This window comes from Nonomuraea cavernae (assembly GCF_040655715.1).
Classification (GTDB): domain Bacteria; phylum Actinomycetota; class Actinomycetes; order Streptosporangiales; family Streptosporangiaceae; genus Nonomuraea; species Nonomuraea cavernae_A.
This window is the reverse complement of sequence record NZ_JBFAKL010000023.1, coordinates 1-15470: the sequence shown is the minus strand read 5'-3', so window position 1 is coordinate 15470 and position 15470 is coordinate 1. Positions and strand designations below refer to the sequence as shown.

14 protein-coding genes are annotated in these 15470 nt (G+C 69.0%); 7 read left to right on the top strand and 7 right to left on the bottom strand.

The genetic code is table 11. The annotated features are described in order from the left end of the window. Positions 1-100 precede the first annotated feature (100 nt). From AB0I38_RS28755 to AB0I38_RS28730, 6 genes are all read right to left on the bottom strand, one after another. Positions 101-1270 carry a hypothetical protein gene (locus AB0I38_RS28755; RefSeq protein ID WP_358482187.1) on the bottom strand — a complete coding sequence of 390 codons (1170 nt, stop codon included), beginning with the start codon at positions 1268-1270 and terminating at the stop codon, positions 101-103. Next, a complete protein-coding gene (locus AB0I38_RS28750; RefSeq protein ID WP_358482181.1) occupies positions 1267-1827 on the bottom strand; it encodes a SigE family RNA polymerase sigma factor in 561 nt (186 codons plus the stop codon). Before AB0I38_RS28750 ends, AB0I38_RS28755 begins: the two co-directional genes overlap by 4 nt. A gap of 170 nt (positions 1828-1997) precedes the next feature. Then, positions 1998-3356: a phenylacetate--CoA ligase family protein gene (locus AB0I38_RS28745; protein WP_358482173.1), complete on the bottom strand. Its 1359-nt coding sequence runs from the start codon at positions 3354-3356 to the stop codon at positions 1998-2000. 579 nt (positions 3357-3935) lie between these two features. Then, on the bottom strand, positions 3936-4196 hold the full coding sequence (locus tag AB0I38_RS28740) for a hypothetical protein (RefSeq protein ID WP_358482166.1): 261 nt from the start codon (positions 4194-4196) through the stop codon (positions 3936-3938). A 3-nt stretch (positions 4197-4199) separates the two neighbouring features. Next, on the bottom strand, positions 4200-4856 hold the full coding sequence (locus AB0I38_RS28735) for a response regulator transcription factor (protein WP_358482154.1): 657 nt from the start codon (positions 4854-4856) through the stop codon (positions 4200-4202). Further along, positions 4853-6127 carry a sensor histidine kinase gene (locus AB0I38_RS28730; protein ID WP_358482138.1) on the bottom strand — a complete coding sequence of 425 codons (1275 nt, stop codon included), beginning with the start codon at positions 6125-6127 and terminating at the stop codon, positions 4853-4855. Before AB0I38_RS28730 ends, AB0I38_RS28735 begins: the two co-directional genes overlap by 4 nt. Positions 6128-6294: 167 nt before the next feature. On the opposite strand from AB0I38_RS28730, the gene lon reads away from it, so the two are divergent. From lon to AB0I38_RS28695, 7 genes are all read left to right on the top strand, one after another. Then, positions 6295-8655 (top strand): endopeptidase La, encoded by a 2361-nt coding sequence (lon, locus tag AB0I38_RS28725; RefSeq protein WP_358482122.1) that lies wholly within the window; start codon positions 6295-6297, stop codon positions 8653-8655. Positions 8656-8766: 111 nt separating this feature from the next. After that, entirely contained in the window at positions 8767-9903 is a 1137-nt protein-coding gene (locus tag AB0I38_RS28720; protein WP_358482107.1) for a Fic family protein, read from the top strand. 346 nt (positions 9904-10249) lie between these two features. Continuing rightward, on the top strand, positions 10250-11200 hold the full coding sequence (locus AB0I38_RS28715; RefSeq protein WP_358482084.1) for a methionine ABC transporter ATP-binding protein: 951 nt from the start codon (positions 10250-10252) through the stop codon (positions 11198-11200). Then, positions 11197-11856 (top strand): methionine ABC transporter permease, encoded by a 660-nt coding sequence (locus tag AB0I38_RS28710; RefSeq protein WP_358482054.1) that lies wholly within the window; start codon positions 11197-11199, stop codon positions 11854-11856. Before AB0I38_RS28715 ends, AB0I38_RS28710 begins: the two co-directional genes overlap by 4 nt. Positions 11857-11865: 9 nt before the next feature. Continuing rightward, entirely contained in the window at positions 11866-12693 is an 828-nt protein-coding gene (locus tag AB0I38_RS28705) for a MetQ/NlpA family ABC transporter substrate-binding protein (RefSeq protein WP_358482037.1), read from the top strand. A gap of 136 nt (positions 12694-12829) precedes the next feature. Then, positions 12830-13435, top strand: a complete 606-nt coding sequence (locus AB0I38_RS28700) for a hypothetical protein (protein ID WP_358482028.1) — start codon at positions 12830-12832, stop codon at positions 13433-13435. A gap of 98 nt (positions 13436-13533) precedes the next feature. After that, positions 13534-15066 carry an AMP-binding protein gene (locus AB0I38_RS28695; RefSeq protein ID WP_358482019.1) on the top strand — a complete coding sequence of 511 codons (1533 nt, stop codon included), beginning with the start codon at positions 13534-13536 and terminating at the stop codon, positions 15064-15066. 163 nt (positions 15067-15229) lie between these two features. On the opposite strand, the gene AB0I38_RS28690 is transcribed toward AB0I38_RS28695, so the two are convergent. Next, on the bottom strand, positions 15230-15470 hold a 241-nt coding region (locus AB0I38_RS28690; protein WP_358482007.1), incomplete at its 5' end, for a transposase.

Below are 15470 nucleotides of genomic sequence, written 5' to 3'. Positions count from 1 at the left end.
CCGCCGCCTCTTGGCCCAAGCCGAAGCACGGCACACGCGGACATAAGGCCAGGAGTCCCGGCCAGGGTCCATGCGGCGCCTCAGCCCGTCCAGGGGCTGGTTACCAGGCCGCCCGGATCTCTGGCGGGGACCCCAAGAGCTTCGGATCAGGAGATCCGTGGTGGATCAAGGAGGTGACCCGTCCGTCGTCGAGCCTGCTCAGCGGATCGAAGTTCCCCGCCACCAGCAGATGGCGCCCGGTGCCGTCGTAGCGGATCAGGTCCCACCGGGCCATGACGTCGCCGTCGCTGCCCCTGCTCAACAAGGTGCGGATCTTGCGTCCGTCTGTGACGGAGTACTCGTCGATGATGTAGCGATGGGGTTGCCGGCCGTCGGACAGCTGGGTGTGGCCGATCAACATGCTGCGTCCGTCCGGGCTGATCGCCGAGGTGGTGGCCTCCTCTCCCGGGGCCACGACGCGACTGATCGCGAGCGTGGCGCCGGGGGCGGTCGTGTCCAGGACCCGAGCCTCGGATCTGACCACCAGGCCGAGCAGCCGCCGATCGGCTGCCCATGAGAGGCTCTCGATCTGTGCAGCGGCATTAGTCGTCCAGGTTCGTGTCGTGCCCGTGGGCAGATCGACGACCGTGAGCTGGGCTCCGGGGCAGAAGCGCACTGTTGTCCCTTGACCGCACACCTTGCCGTCGAGGCTGTACGCCAGCCGAGTTCCGTCACCGGTCACGGAGAGGGAGCTCGCCGTCGTACCGATCACCTGGGGGATCACGTCGCGAACCAACTCGGCCGGTCTCCCTCGTTCGTCGACCCGCGCCCGGTAGAACCTCGTGCTGCTCACCTGTGTCCCACGGGACGTCACGCTCTGGGCGATGTAGAACGTCTCACCGTCGCCGGCGCCCGCGAGCAGATATCCACCGGGCTCCCGGAAGCTCCCCTCAGGGACCGGGGGCAGCCCGACCCGGCTCGCGACCTTCCCCGTGCGGGCCTCGCGGACCGTCACGCCGTCGCCGTCGGCGACCAGCAGGAAAGGCGGGCCGGTGAGGGAGTACGCCGCGGGCCCGGCCGGAGTCGTCGCCCCGATCACCATGGCGGTGACCGTGCCAATGACGACGACGACAAGGGCGGCCGCCAGCGGAACCGCCAGGGCGAACCGGCGCGTGAGGAAGCCGGGTTTCGCTCGCACCGCCTCTTCGGCAGGGCGCAAGGTCTCCGGGCCGACCTGCTCGGCGGCGGCGGTGAAGGCATCACGGAGCTGGTCTTCGAGCGATGGCCTCATCGGTTTCCCTCCAGTTTGACGGTGAGTGCCTTCAGGGCTCGGAAGACGGTCGACTTCACTGTTCCCCGGCTGATTCCCATGGTTTCGGCGATTTCCGCCTCGGACAGGTCGAGGTAGTAACGCAACACCACGGCCTCTCGCTGGCGGCGGGGTAAGGCGCGCACTGCCTTGAACACCTCACGGCGCGTCTCTCCGAGCAGCGCGGCCGCCTCCGCCGACCAGAACGGCGTCTGCCGGTCGCCGGTGATCCTTCTCATGATGGACCGCCGCCGGTGAACCATGCGGCATCCGTTCACCACACTCGCCCGCAGGTAGGGCAGTACCCGATCATGGTCGGTCAACCGGCTCCAACGGCGATGGAGCGCTGCGAAGGCGTCCTGGACGACGTCCTCGGCTGTTTCCTGATCGCCCACCAGCAGGAACGCCAACCGGACCAGGCTCAGCCGCTGAGTCAGGAACAGTTCGGCCACGACGTCTTCGCCCGTGGCCTCGGCAGGCGGCCCCTCGTGTGGCGGCGGCGCTGATTGCTGCACCGCTCGTTCAATCGCGAATCGCATACCTCTTCCATGCATACTCGCTGTCCAGGTTGCTTCGTGAGGCGGAAGTCACCTCTGCTGCGGGTCTCTCCAGCAGCGGTTCGGGTCGCCAGGGCCGAGTCGTGCTCTCCAACCGCACCCGGCCCGGTGCGTGCCGGATCGCCGCCGCCGGTCACGCTCGGGGGCCGAGGTCAGCGGGTGTAGCGGTGTTTGGCGCCCGGCGGGAAGTACTCCGGGTCGCCCGCCTCCCGCAGCCGGACGAACGGCATCCGCCGCGGCCCCGGCACGTAGTGGGCGAACTCGCTGTTCAGCCGCAGCAACTGAGCCAGGAGCGACTCGCCGACCTGCTGGACCGTCTCCTCGGCGGGCTTCTCGCCGGGCGCGAGCTCCACCGTCACGGTGAGCTGCCGGTCGCGATGGGCGTCCTCCACGACCTCCATCACGAACTTGCCGGTGACCAGCGAGCTCACCGAGGGCTGCTCCAGCCCGACGGCGATGTTCTCGGGGTAGACGTTGGCCCCGTAGTAGGACACCGTGAAGTGGCCGCGGCCGAAGACGTACGCGAAGGGACGAGCGGGCCCCTGGTGGACAGGGTCGAAGCCGTGTAGCCGGACGAACTCCAGCATCCGCTCGTACGGCACCAGGCCGCCCTCGTCGCCGATGTGGTAGCGCACCAGGGGGATGCCGTTGTCGCCGGAGAACACCAGCGTGCCCTCGTGCTCCTCGAAGAAGCGCGCCCGCGGGTCGTACTGCACGAGGGTCGGCAGCCGCGACTCGCCGAACAGCTCGCGGGCGGTGTCCGGGCGGCCGGCCAGGAAGCGGCGGATCTCGACCGACAGGGGAGTCTCGTTGCCCAGCACGCCCGCGTCGGCCGTGCCGTACAGGGAGGCGATGCCGCGCACCGGATCGTCGATGCCGGCCCGGGCGGCCACGAGCGTGCGCCACTCCTCGCTGAAGACCTCGCCGGCCGTGACGAGCCTGACGTTCCAGCGCGACCACGGCAGGCCGGAGTCGACGACGTTCTTCAGGAACGGCGGGTACCCGAGCAGCACCACCTGGTCGAAGTGGGGCGCCAGCTCCGGGACGACGCGCAGGATCTCGCCCTTGTCGGAGCCAGGGGCGACCACGGTGACGGGGTAGCCGCGTCCGGCCAGGTGGCGGCAGCAGGCGACGGTGAACAGGCCGCCCACCCAGGTGCCGAGCGCGAAGCACACCACGGCCAGCGTCCGGCGTGAGCCGGCGTCGAACCAGTCTCTGAAGACCTCCTCGAACCGGTCGGCGACCACCTGCTCGTCGGCCACCGTACGCGGCCAGAACGACGGCTCGCCGGTCGACCCGGACGACACCGCGATCAGGTCGCCGATCACGCCGCCGCGGCACAGCTGGGGGAGCGGGTAGCGGCGGGTGTAGTCGTCCTTGGTGGTCAGCGGCAGCCGCCGGAAGTCGTCGAGCGTGGAGACCCGTGCGGGGTCGACGCCCCGCTCGGCCAGGAAGGCGCTGTAGGCGGGCACCGTCGTGGCCACCTGGTGGAAGAGTGCGACCGGATCCATTCCCCGACCGTACGGCCTACCCGTCGATCACGCACTTCCCGGACGGTGTCCCGAGTCGCGCCGGAAATATGGCCTCAGACCGGAATGGCGTCGAGGGGACATGGCGGGATGCGGAATGGAGTGTGATCAATGAGGTATGTGCGACGGAATTGATCTGAGCTTGATTCACGAGTACGCGAGCGAGGCGGACTTGATGTTATGTACTCTTCCGTCAGGCGGGCCCAACATGCCCTCTGAGCTGAACGTGAACAAGATTCTCTTTCATGTTCGGCTTTATTCGGGAAACACCCGACCTGTAGGAGAAGCGGATCTAAGATCCATTTCTCGTGGGTCTCTCGGGTTCCTTAACGGGAAAGCGGGAGGCCCGTTATGCGTATTACGGCAAACTCATGCGCGTGTGGGACGAGGGGGGCGATGTCATCCTGTTGCAGCAGGAGTCGTCCCCCTCGTCCCGTTGACGCCCCGTCAAGCACAACAAAGGCGACTCGACATGACTCAACACCAATTCCCCATGTTCGTCACCCCGAATGAGGCAGGTGTCACCCCAATCGTTGTCGGATACTCAGCGTATCTGCTCGGTCACTCCAACGTGTCGCGAACTCCCGAGCCCGACACGGACGAGGCCGCCGACGGTGACGACTCCTCCGCATAGGCGGCCGGCACGGCCTCGTCGCGAGGGACGCGGGTCAGGCGCTCACCCCGGGGGCTGGTCCTGCACCCGGCGGCCGTCGAGGCGTACGAGAGGCTGCTGCAGGCCAGACTCGGCTGCCACGCCATCGAGAACGGGGCGATCGACAGCACCGACATCGTGCTGATCGCCCAGGGGCGGCCCGGCGACAAGCGTCACTCGCCCGGCCGGACCAAGCCCGTCTCATAGGCGTAGACGATCGCCTGGGCCCGGTCGCGCAGGCCGAGCTTCATCAGCACGCGCCCCACGTGTGACTTGACCGTCTGCTCGGCCACCACCAGCTTGCCGGCGATCTCCTGGTTGGACATCGCCTGGGCGACCAGGGTGAGCACCTCGGTCTCGCGCTCCGTCAGGCCGCCCAGCCGCCGTACCTCCGGAGCGCGAGGCCCGCCCAGCCGGGCGAACTCGCGGATCAGCCGCCTGGTGACCGCCGGCGCGATCAGCGCGTCGCCGGCCGCGACGACCCGCACCGCCTCGGCCAGTTGCGCGGCCGAGGCGTCCTTGAGCAGGAATCCGCTGGCGCCCGCCCGCAGCGCCTCGTAGACGTAGTCGTCGAGGTCGAACGTGGTGAGGATGAGCACCTTCGGGCCGCCACTGCCGGACAGCAGCCGCCTGGTCGCCTCCAGCCCGTCCATGACCGGCATCCGCACATCCATCAGCACCACGTCAGGGGCGAGGGCGGCCGCCCGCTCGATCGCCTGCGCGCCGTCGGCCGCCTCTCCCACGACCTCGATGTCGGGCTGCGCGCTCAGGAACACCCCGAACCCGGTCCGCACCATCCCCTGGTCGTCGGCGATCAGCACCCGGATCACGTCATCTCCTCCGCTCCCGCGATCGGCAACCTAGCCGCCACCTGGAATCCGCCGTCCTTGGTCGGCCCCGCCTCCAGCACGCCGCCGAGCAGCGTCGCTCGCTCCCGCATGCCCGCCAGCCCCTGACCGGCCCCCGGGGCGCCGCCGGGCGTCTCGCCGGGCCCGTTGGCGACCCGTAGTCGCAGGTCGTGGTCGTCGCGGGCGAGGTCGACCGCGACTGTCGCGCCGGGCGCGTGGCGCATCGCGTTGCTGAGCGACTCCTGCAGGATCCGGTAGGCTGACAGGCCCACGGCGGGCGGCAGCCCGTCGAGCGAGCCGGGCCGCTTGATCAGCACGGCTAGCCCGGCGGAGCGGGCGTGGGCGACCAGGTCGTCGATCCGGTCGAGGCCGGGCAGCGGCGCGGTGTCGATGCGCCCGTCCTGGTCGCGCAGCACGCCGAGCACCTGGCGTAGCTCGGCGATGGCCTCCAGCGACAGCGCGCGGATCTCGGCCAGGCCCGCCTCCAGCCGCGCGGGATCGCCCGCCGCCTCCAGCGGCACCGCCTCGGCCTGGATGGCGATCACCGACATGTGGTGGGCGACGATGTCGTGCAACTCGCGCGCGATGCGGGCGCGTTCGGCGAGCACGGCCTGGGCGCTTTCGGCCACCTGGGTGCGGCGCTCCTCCTCGACCAGCTTGGCCGTGGCGGTGCGGCGTACGCGCACGTTGTAGCCGAACAGGACGGCCACCGTCACCATCACCGTGCCGACGACCATGCTGTTGGGCTGGATGATCCACAGAGCGAGGACCGTGAGGATCCAGGCCGCGAAGGTGATGTGCCGGTCACAGCGGACGGACACGGAGTAGACCACCAGGAGATACGTGATCGCCGCCCAGGCCGGGTAGGGCATGTCGCCCGCCGGGGTGATCGTGAACCCCACGTGGATCCAGAACGGCATCAGCACGACGGCCGTCCGCCAGGCCGCGAGCGGCCAGCGGTCACGCAGGACGACCGGCGCGACCACGGCGCCGGCGGCCACGTAGGTCAGCCCCGCCCACAACGGCTCGCCGACGCTCGCGTTCCACCTGATGACGTCGCCGGTCACGACGCCGAACAGGACCCAGGCCAGCAGCAGGTCGGCCATCACCACGAGGTCGAGCCTCTGGAACGGCACGATCACGCGGAACCGGCGCGGAACGGGCAGGTCGAGCCGCCATGAACGAGGCGACGGCGGGTCGGCCTCACCTCGTAACAGCGCGAGCGCGAAGGGGCTCACCACGGCCGAGATCACCCGGCCAGCCTACGGGGGCGGGGTTCGCCGGGCGTCCCCCTCGGGTCTGACCATCACAGGTATGAGCTTACAAAATTACGATCGCTGTGAGCGAACATCGACAAGGAAGGGAACATCGATGGGCTCCAATGAATTGAGTCTGTATAACTCAACCTTGAGGAGTTCGCATGAGTGAAAGCTTGATCCTTCCGGTGCTGCCGCTGGACGACGAGGTCGTCCTGCCCGGCATGGTGGTTCCGCTGGATCTGTCCGACTCCGAGGTGCGCGCGGCGATCGACGCCGCCCAGGCATCCGGGCTCAACAAACCGCGGGTGCTCCTCGTTCCCCGCATCGACGGACGTTACGGCGCGATCGGCGTGCAGGCCGTCGTGGAGCAGGTCGGCAGGTTGCCCGGCGGCGAGCCCGCCGCGGTGGTGCGCGGCGTCAGCCGGGTGCGCGTGGGCAGCGGGACGACCGGTCCCGGCGCCGCGCTCTGGGTGGAGGCCAGCACGATCGAGCCCGTCGCCGTGGGCGAGCGCGCCCAGGAGCTGGCCAAGGAGTACAAGGCCCTGGCCACCACGATCCTGCAGAAGCGTGGCGCCTGGCAGGTGGTCGATCAGGTCAACCAGATCGACGACCCCTCCCTGCTCGCCGACAGCTCCGGTTACACCCCCTGGCTGACCACCGCCCAGAAGGTCGAGCTGCTGGAGGCCGCCGACCCGGTCGACCGGCTGGCCAGGCTGATCGACTGGTCGCGCGACCACCTCGCCGAGCTCGACGTGGCCGAGACGATCCGCAAGGACGTCCAGGAGGGCATGGAGAAGCAGCAGCGGGAGTTCCTGCTGCGCCAGCAGCTCGCCGCGGTCCGCAAGGAGCTCAAGGAGCTCAACGGTGACTCCACCGAGACCGAGGAGGAGGACTACCGGGCCCGCGTCGAGGCCGCCGACCTGCCGGAGAAGGTCCGCGAGGCCGCGCTCAAGGAGGTCGACAAGCTGGAGCGGACGTCCGACCAGTCTCCCGAGACCGGCTGGATCCGCACCTGGCTCGACACGGTCCTCGACATCCCCTGGAACGAGCGGACCGAGGACACCTACGACATCACGGGCGCACGGGCCGTGCTCGACGCCGACCACACCGGCCTCGCCGACGTGAAGGACCGCATCATCGAGCACCTGGCCGTGCGCAAGCGCCGCCAGGACCAGGGCCTCGGCGTGGTGGGCGGCCGCCGCAGCGGCGCCGTCCTGGCCCTCGCCGGGCCTCCCGGAGTGGGCAAGACGTCGCTGGGCGAGTCCGTGGCCCGCGCGATGGGCCGGAAGTTCGTCCGGGTCGCGCTGGGCGGCATCCGCGACGAGGCCGAGATCCGCGGCCACCGGCGCACCTACGTCGGCGCGCTGCCCGGCCGCGTCGTCCGCGCGATCCGCGAGGCCGGCTCGATGAACCCGGTCGTGCTGCTCGACGAGGTGGACAAGGTCGGCGCCGACTACCGCGGCGACCCCACCGCTGCGCTGCTCGAAGTGCTCGACCCGGCGCAGAACCACACGTTCCGCGACCACTACCTCGAGGTCGAGCTGGACCTGTCCGACGTGCTCTTCCTGGCCACGGCCAACGTCCTGGAGGCCATCCCCGGGCCGCTGCTCGACCGGATGGAGGTCGTCACCCTCGACGGCTACACCGAGGACGAGAAGGTCGCGATCGCCCGCGACCACCTGCTGCCCAGGCAGCTGGAGCAGGCGGGCTTCACGGCCGAGGAGGTCACCGTAGAGGACGCTGCTCTGCGCAGGCTGGCCGCCGAATACACCCGCGAGGCCGGGGTCCGGTCGCTGGAGCGTTCGGTCGCCCGGGTGCTGCGCAAGATCGCGGCGGGCGGCGAGCCGCCCGTCACGGTCGGCGAGGACGACCTGACCGGCTACCTCGGCCGGCCCCGGTTCATGCCGGAGTCGTCGCTGCCCGAGGCGAAGCAGCGCACCTCGGTGCCGGGCGTGGCCACGGGCCTCGCGGTCACCGGCGCCGGCGGCGACGTGCTCTACGTGGAGGCGTCGCTGGCCGACCCCGAGACCGGCGACACCGGGCTCACGCTGACCGGTCAGCTGGGCGACGTCATGAAGGAGTCGGCCCGGATCGCGCTGTCCTACCTGCGCTCCCACGGAGCGGAGCTGGAGTTGCCCGTCACGGCGCTCAAGGACCGCTCGATCCACGTCCACTTCCCGGCGGGCGCCGTGCCCAAGGACGGCCCCTCGGCCGGTGTGACGCTGACGACCGCGCTGGCCTCGCTCCTGTCGGGCCGCCAGGTCCGCGGCGACGTGGCCATGACCGGCGAGATCTCCCTCACCGGGCGGGTCCTGCCGATCGGCGGCGTCAAGCAGAAACTGCTGGCGGCGCACCGGGCGGGCATCACCACGGTGCTCATCCCGGCCCGCAACGAGCCGGACCTGGACGACGTGCCCGAGGAGGTGCGCGGCGAGCTGACCATCCACACGGTCAGCGACGTGCGCGAGGTCCTCGACATCGCCCTCAGCCCGGCGCAGGTCGCCGCCACGGCCGCGGCCTGATCTCCGTCCTGCCCCGCCGTATCCCTTCCAGGGGTACGGCGGGGCAGCCGCATAAATGGACAAATCATTCATCGCTTTGACTGGATGATTCGTTCATGCTTCCCTGAGGGCATGCTCTACGCCACGCCTTCGCTCGACCCCGCCGACCAGGCAGTTCTCGCCGAGATCGAGGACATGCGGCGCGACCTGAAGTACCGGCTCGCCGAGTCCCACCGCTGGGACGGCCAGCTCCGCAGGCAGCTGCAGGCGCGGGCGATCCAGGGGTCCAACTCCATCGAGGGCTACCGGGCCAGCGTCGAGGACATCGAGTCGATCATGTCGGGGGAGGAGCCGCTGGAGACCTCCGGGTCCGTGGCACGCGAGATCGCCGGCTACCAGCAGGCCCTGACCTACATCCAGCTGCTCTCACGGGCTCCGGCGTTCCGCTACGACACGGGGCTGCTCAACGCGCTGAACTTCATGATGATCGGCCACCACCGCAACACCACTCCGGGGGTGGTGCGGCCGGGCGGGATCTACATTCGCGACTCCGTATCCGGCGCGGTGGTCTACGAGGGGCCCGACGCCGATCTGGTGCCAAAGCTGCTGGATGAGCTGATCGAGTGGCTCAACGACGGCGACCTGGGCGTTCCGAGCTATGTGAGAGCCGCCATGGCGCACCTCAACCTGGTCAAGGTCCACCCCTGGCGAGACGGCAACGGCCGGATGTCCAGGGCGCTGCAGACGCTCGTCCTGGGCCGGGACCAGATCACAACGCCCGAGTTCTGCTCGATCGAGGAATGGCTCGGTCAGCAACGCACCACCATCGCTTACTACGACGTCCTGGGAGAGGTCGGCCGCCGACAGTGGAGCCCGCACGGCGACACGCTCGCCTGGGTGCGGTTCTGTCTGCGCGCCCATCACATGCAGGCCCAGCGCGTACGCCAGCGGCTCGCCGAGGCGGGCGAGATCTGGATGCTCCTGGAGAAGCAGGTCGACGCCGACGGGCTCAACACCAGGACGGTGTCGGCGCTGTACGAGGTCTTCGTCACCCGGAGGCTGCGCCGGAGCCGTTACCAGGCCGACGAGTCCCTGAGCCAGGGCCAGGCGGCCCGGGACCTGCGCGATCTGGCCGCCAAGGGGTGGCTGTCGCCCTACGGAGAGACCAAGGGCCGTTTCTACGCCCCCGGCCCGCGCATGGTCGAGATCAAGGCGGAGTTCGCCGGGAAGGCGACCCCCTTGCGCGATCCCTACGTCCAGGCCAGGTGAGCGCCACGTCCGGTGAGCCAGATCACGCTCACTGTCTGGAATAGGGGGATGTGCGGGGATCGTTAGTAGGGGCGTGAACGAGGCATACGCGAACGACCTGGGCGCCCGCGGCGTCATGTGTTGTCGTATGCGTATGGGGCGAATGTGCGCCATGGGCTGTCAGGCCCGCTGAGCGACCGCCAACCCGTTCCTCCTCCGATAGGTCCCCCATGATCGCCCCCGTTTTCGTGCTGCGCAGGCTGAGCCATCTCCCCTTCCATCCCGGCACGCGCTGACCTCGTCCGGCTTTCGACGACGGCGTTGTCGGTTCCAGCGGCGGGTCCGCTGTCATGAGTGGGGATTTTTCGTGATCCAGGCATCCGGCCTGTACAAGTCGTACGGCGAAACCGCCGCCCTCGACGGCGTCGACCTGCACGTACGCGAAGGTGAGATCTACGGCGTGCTCGGCCGGAGCGGCGCCGGCAAGAGCACCCTGCTGCGCTGCGTCAACCTGCTCGAACGGCCCGACCGGGGCACGGTCACCGTGGCCGGGCAGGAGCTGACCGCGCTGCGCAGCGGCGAGCTGAACCAGGCCCGCCGGCGCATCGGGATGATCCACCAGCACTTCGCGCTGCTCTCCTCGCGCACCGTCGCGGCGAACGTGGCCTTTCCCCTGGAGGTCATGGGCGTCGCCCGGGCCGAGCGCGAGCGCAGGGTCGCCGAGCTGCTCGACCTCGTGGGTCTCGGCGGCCGGGGCGGTGACCGGCCGCACCAGTTGTCCGGCGGTCAGAAGCAGCGTGTCGGCATCGCCCGCGCGCTCGCGGGCGACCCCGCGGTGCTGCTGTCGGACGAGGCCACCTCGGCGCTCGACCCTGCCACCACCCGGTCGATCCTCGACCTGCTCAAGCGGCTCAACGCCGAGCTGGGCCTGACCATCCTGCTGATCACCCACGAGATGAACGTCATCAAGAGCGTCTGCGACTCGGTCGCCATCATGTCCGGCGGCCGGATCGAGGAGTCGGGCTCCATCGCCGGCCTGATCAGGACGCCCGGCTCGCGGCTGACCAGGGAGATCTTCCCGCTGCCCGAGCCGGCTCCGGCGGGCTCGGTGACCCTCACCTTCACCGGCGACCCGCAGCGCCCGGTGGTGTCGGAGGTGGTGCGCAAGTTCGACGTCGAGGTCAGCATCCTCGGCGGCTCGATCGAGGACCTCGCGGGAGGGGCCGTCGGCCGCCTCCGCGTGGCGCTCACCGGGGAGGCCGCCCCCGCCCTGGCCTACCTGCGCGAGCGCGGCCTGCTGGTGGAGGTGGCCCGATGACCTGGGACGAGATGGCGCCCCTGCTGTGGGAGTCGACCTGGCAGACGGCCCTCATGGTCGGCTGGTCCACCGTGTTCACCGTGCTGTTCGGGCTGCCGATCGGGGTGGCGCTGGTGGTGTTCGACCGGGGCGGGCTGCGCCCCCTCCCGGTGCTGAAGTCCGTGCTGGGCGTCGTCGTGAACGTGGGCCGGTCACTGCCGTTCATCGTGCTGATGATCGCGATCATCCCGTTCACCCGGCTGGTCGTCGGCACCACCATCGGGACCGCCGCCGTGGTCGTGCCGCTCACCGTCGGCGCGGTGCCGTTCTTCGCCCGGCTGGTCGAGACCGCTCTGCGTGAGGTGGGCGTGGACGTGGTGCAGGCCGCCCAGGCCATGGGCGCGAGCCGTACGGCGATCGTCCGGAAGGTGCTGCTGCCCGAGGCGATGCCCGGGCTGGTGGCCGGGCTGACCGTCACGGTCGTCGCGCTCATCGGCTACTCGGCGATGGCCGGGACCATCGGCGGGGGAGGGCTGGGGGACCTGGCCGTCAGGTACGGCTACCAGCGGTTCGAGACCCTGCTCATGATCGTGACCGTGGTGGTGCTGGTCGTGATCGTGCAACTGATCCAGAGCCTGGGCGACGCGGTCGCCCGGCGTCTATCGCACAGTAAGTAAGGAAAAATCATGAAACTGCGTGCCATCGCGGGAGTTGTCGCTCTTTCTCTGTCGCTCACCGCGTGCGGAGCGTCGCAGACCGCCACTGACGCGCCGGCGCCGGAGTCCGCCGACACCGTGCTCAAGGTGGGCGCCAGCCCGGTCCCGCACGCCGAGATCCTCGACTTCGTCAAGAACGACCTCGCCCCGGCCGCCGGGCTGAAGCTGGAGATCGTCGAGTTCACCGACTACGTGCAGCCGAACGTGCAGCTCGCCGAGGGCGGGCTGACCGCCAACTTCTTCCAGCACAAGCCCTACCTGGACGACTTCAACGCCTCCAAGGGCACCGAGCTGAGCTTCGTCACCCCGGTCCACCTGGAGCCGCTCGGCCTCTACTCCAGGAAGGCCGCCGACCTGGCCGCGCTGCCCGAGGGCGCCACGGTCGCCGTGCCCAGCGACGCCACCAACCTGGGCCGTTCGCTCAAGCTGCTCGCCGACAACGGCGTGGTCACCCTGAAGGAGGGGGCCGGCACCTCGGCGACCGAGCGCGACGTGGCCGGCAACCCGAAGAAGCTCGTCTTCAAGCCGCTGGAGGCCGCCCAGCTGCCGCGTTCGCTGGACGACGTCGACGCCGCGGTGATCAACGGCAACTACGCCATCGAGGCCGGTCTCAAGCCGGCGTCGCAGGCCCTGGCGCTGGAGAAGACCGAGGCGAACCCGTACGTCAACGGGCTGGTCGTGCCGGCCGGGCACGAGAAGGACGCGAACATCGTGACCCTCGGAAAGCTGCTCCAGGACCCGAAGGTCAAGGAATTCATCCAGCAGAAGTACGAGGGAGCAGTAATCCCGGCGGAGTGATATTGAAAACGCGGACAAGATCAGAAATATCGGCATTTTGGGCCCGATAGTGCACTTAAAGCGAAATGTAAGTGAGTGGCAATCTCCTCGGCATACCAATAGGGGGACAGCAATACCTCTCCCGAGGAGGACCCAAGTGCGACTCGTTTCGCGCATCCTGATCGGCGTCGCCGCCGCTGCCTCAATGGTGGCTCTGGGCGCGCCCGTCGCCGCGAACGCGGCGACCACGTCCGCGACGTCCGCCACGACGGCGACCTCGTCGTCCTACTACGAGGACGACTGGGGACCCTATTTCTCCAGCGACCACGAGGCCAGGGCCCGGGGCCACGTCAGCGTGGACAAGCAGCCCTACAAGCACTGGTACTGGAAGACCCATGTCGTCAAGCACAAGGTGTGCAAGGACGGCAAGTCCGGCCACAAGAAGGTGTGCAAGGTCGTCTACAAGAAGCACAAGAAGCACGCGTGGGTCTGGAAGCACCGCTACGTCTTCACCGTCGACAGCACCCTGCGCAACCACAAGTGGTGGGGTGGCAAGAAGTGCGCATGGGAGACCTTCAAGGTGGTCGGCCACGACGGTCACACCTACTTCAAGAGCTTCCGCAACTGCGAGAAGTTCCCGGCCCACTACTCGTTCTCCGGTAAGGACGCCGCCCACATCTACGTGAAGGTGAGCAGGGGCCACTTCGGTGGTCCGACCGGTTACCACTCCGGCTGGAAGGACGTTTACCACGCCGCTCCCTGACCGGGTCTGACGGAATCGCGATCTCGACGGCGGGGTCGCGATTTCGTCGTGCCCGCGAACCCTGGCGCCCGGCGAGGCAACCGAATAGTGTTCGGTTCATGCATCCGGGAGCCATCGCAGCAGTAACCCCAGACAAGCCCGCTGTGATCATGGCGGGCTCCGGCCGGGTCGTCACCTATCGCCAGCTCGACGAGGGATCGAACCGGCTGGCCCACCTGTTCCGCGCCTCGGGCCTGCGGCCGGGCGACCACATCGCCTTCATGTTGCCCAACCACCCGCTGTTCCTGGCCATCGCCTGGGCGGCGCACCGCGCGGGGCTCTACTACACGGCGATCAGCTCACGGCTGCAGACCGACGAACTCGCCTACATCGTGAACAACTGCGGCGCCCGGGTGTTCATCTCCAGCGCGAGCCTGGCGGACGTGGCCGTGTCCATCACCGCCTCCACGCCGGGCGTCGAGCTGCGCCTGATGCTCGACGGCACCGCCGAGGGCTTCGAGTCGTACGAGGACGCGGTGGCCGACCGGCCCGTGACGCCGATCGCCGACGAGTGCCAGGGCGCCGACATGCTCTACTCCTCGGGCACCACCGGGCAGCCCAAGGGTGTCAAACCGCCCCTGCCGCAGACCCCGATGTCCGAGCCGAACATGCTGCTCCAGCTCATCACGGGTCTGTTCAGGCCGACGGCCGACAGCGTCTACCTGTCGCCCGCGCCGCTCTACCACGCCGCGCCGCTGCGCTACAGCATGGCGTTCCAGCGGCTCGGCTCGACGATCGTGGTAATGGAACGTTTCGATCCCGAGCAGTATCTGGAGCTGGTCCAGAAGCACGGGGTCACGCACTCGCAGCTGGTGCCGACCATGTTCATCAGGATGCTCAAGCTGCCCGAAGAAACCCGGAAAAAGTACGACCTCTCGTCGCTGCAGTGCGCCATCCACGCGGCCGCTCCCTGCCCGGTCCCGGTCAAGCAGCAGATGATGGAGTGGTGGGGCCCGATCGTCCACGAGTACTACGCGGGCACCGAGGGCAACGGGTTCCTCTACGCCAGCCCGCAGGACTGGCTCGCGCACCCCGGCACCGTCGGCCGGTCGCTGTTCGGCACCGTGCACATCTGCGACGAGGAGGGCAACGACCTGCCCTCCGGCGAGCACGGCACGATCTACTTCGAGAGCGGCATCGTCTTCGAGTATCACGGCGACCCCGACAAGACCCGCTCGGTCCAGGACCCGAAGGGCCGGGGCTGGACCACGCTCGGCGACATCGGCTACCTGGACGACGACGGCCTGCTCTACCTGACCGACCGCCGCTCGTACATGATCATCTCCGCTGGCGTGAACATCTATCCCCAGGAGGCCGAGAACCTCCTGTCCGTACACCCGAAGGTCGCCGACGTGGCGGTCATCGGCGTGCCGGACGAGGAGATGGGCGAGCAGGTCAAGGCCGTGGTGGAGCCGATGCCCGGCGCCGAGGCCGGGCCGGAGCTGGAGGCCGAGCTGATCGCCTACTGCCGCGAGCGCCTGGCCCACTTCAAGTGCCCCAAGTCGGTCGACTTCCGCGACGAGCTGCCACGCCACCCGACGGGCAAGCTCTACAAGCGGCTGCTGCGCGACGAGTACTGGCCGGCCAGGTAGCCGCTTCACACCCCCGGTCCACCGGGCCGGGGGCTCGGGCCCCTGGACCTCGCCGAGCTCAGGCGGAAGGCGCCCGAGGAGTCCACGGACTGGACCACGAGTCACCAAGCACCTACAGCGTGGATGCCCCGTCCTTCAGGACTCTGTTGCCCAATTACCTGGATCATGTGGTTAGGCCCAGGTCGAGTTGGGTGAAATGCGATGCCCGGGTCGCTCCGAGGGGTGTTTGCGTGAGCCAGGCATCCATGCGGATGAGGTTGATCGCGGCTGCGGACAGCGCGTTGGCGAGGTGGGTCTTGTTCAAACCGAGGTAGCGGGTCCGGCGCATGCCACTTCGGACGGCTTGGGAGATGGTCCCCTCGACACCGGCGCGGATCTTGTAACGTTCTTTCCAGTCGTCGGTG

Coding starts and splice junctions, on each gene's coding strand:
- AB0I38_RS28755 (WP_358482187.1), bottom strand. CDS start 1,270: ATGAGGCCATCGCTCGAAGACCAGCTCCGTGATGCCTTCACCGCCGCC.
- AB0I38_RS28750 (WP_358482181.1), bottom strand. CDS start 1,827: ATGCGATTCGCGATTGAACGAGCGGTGCAGCAATCAGCGCCGCCGCCA.
- AB0I38_RS28745 (WP_358482173.1), bottom strand. CDS start 3,356: ATGGATCCGGTCGCACTCTTCCACCAGGTGGCCACGACGGTGCCCGCC.
- lon (WP_358482122.1), top strand. CDS start 6,295: ATGAGTGAAAGCTTGATCCTTCCGGTGCTGCCGCTGGACGACGAGGTC.
- AB0I38_RS28720 (WP_358482107.1), top strand. CDS start 8,767: ATGCTCTACGCCACGCCTTCGCTCGACCCCGCCGACCAGGCAGTTCTC.
- AB0I38_RS28710 (WP_358482054.1), top strand. CDS start 11,197: ATGACCTGGGACGAGATGGCGCCCCTGCTGTGGGAGTCGACCTGGCAG.
- AB0I38_RS28705 (WP_358482037.1), top strand. CDS start 11,866: ATGAAACTGCGTGCCATCGCGGGAGTTGTCGCTCTTTCTCTGTCGCTC.
- AB0I38_RS28695 (WP_358482019.1), top strand. CDS start 13,534: ATGCATCCGGGAGCCATCGCAGCAGTAACCCCAGACAAGCCCGCTGTG.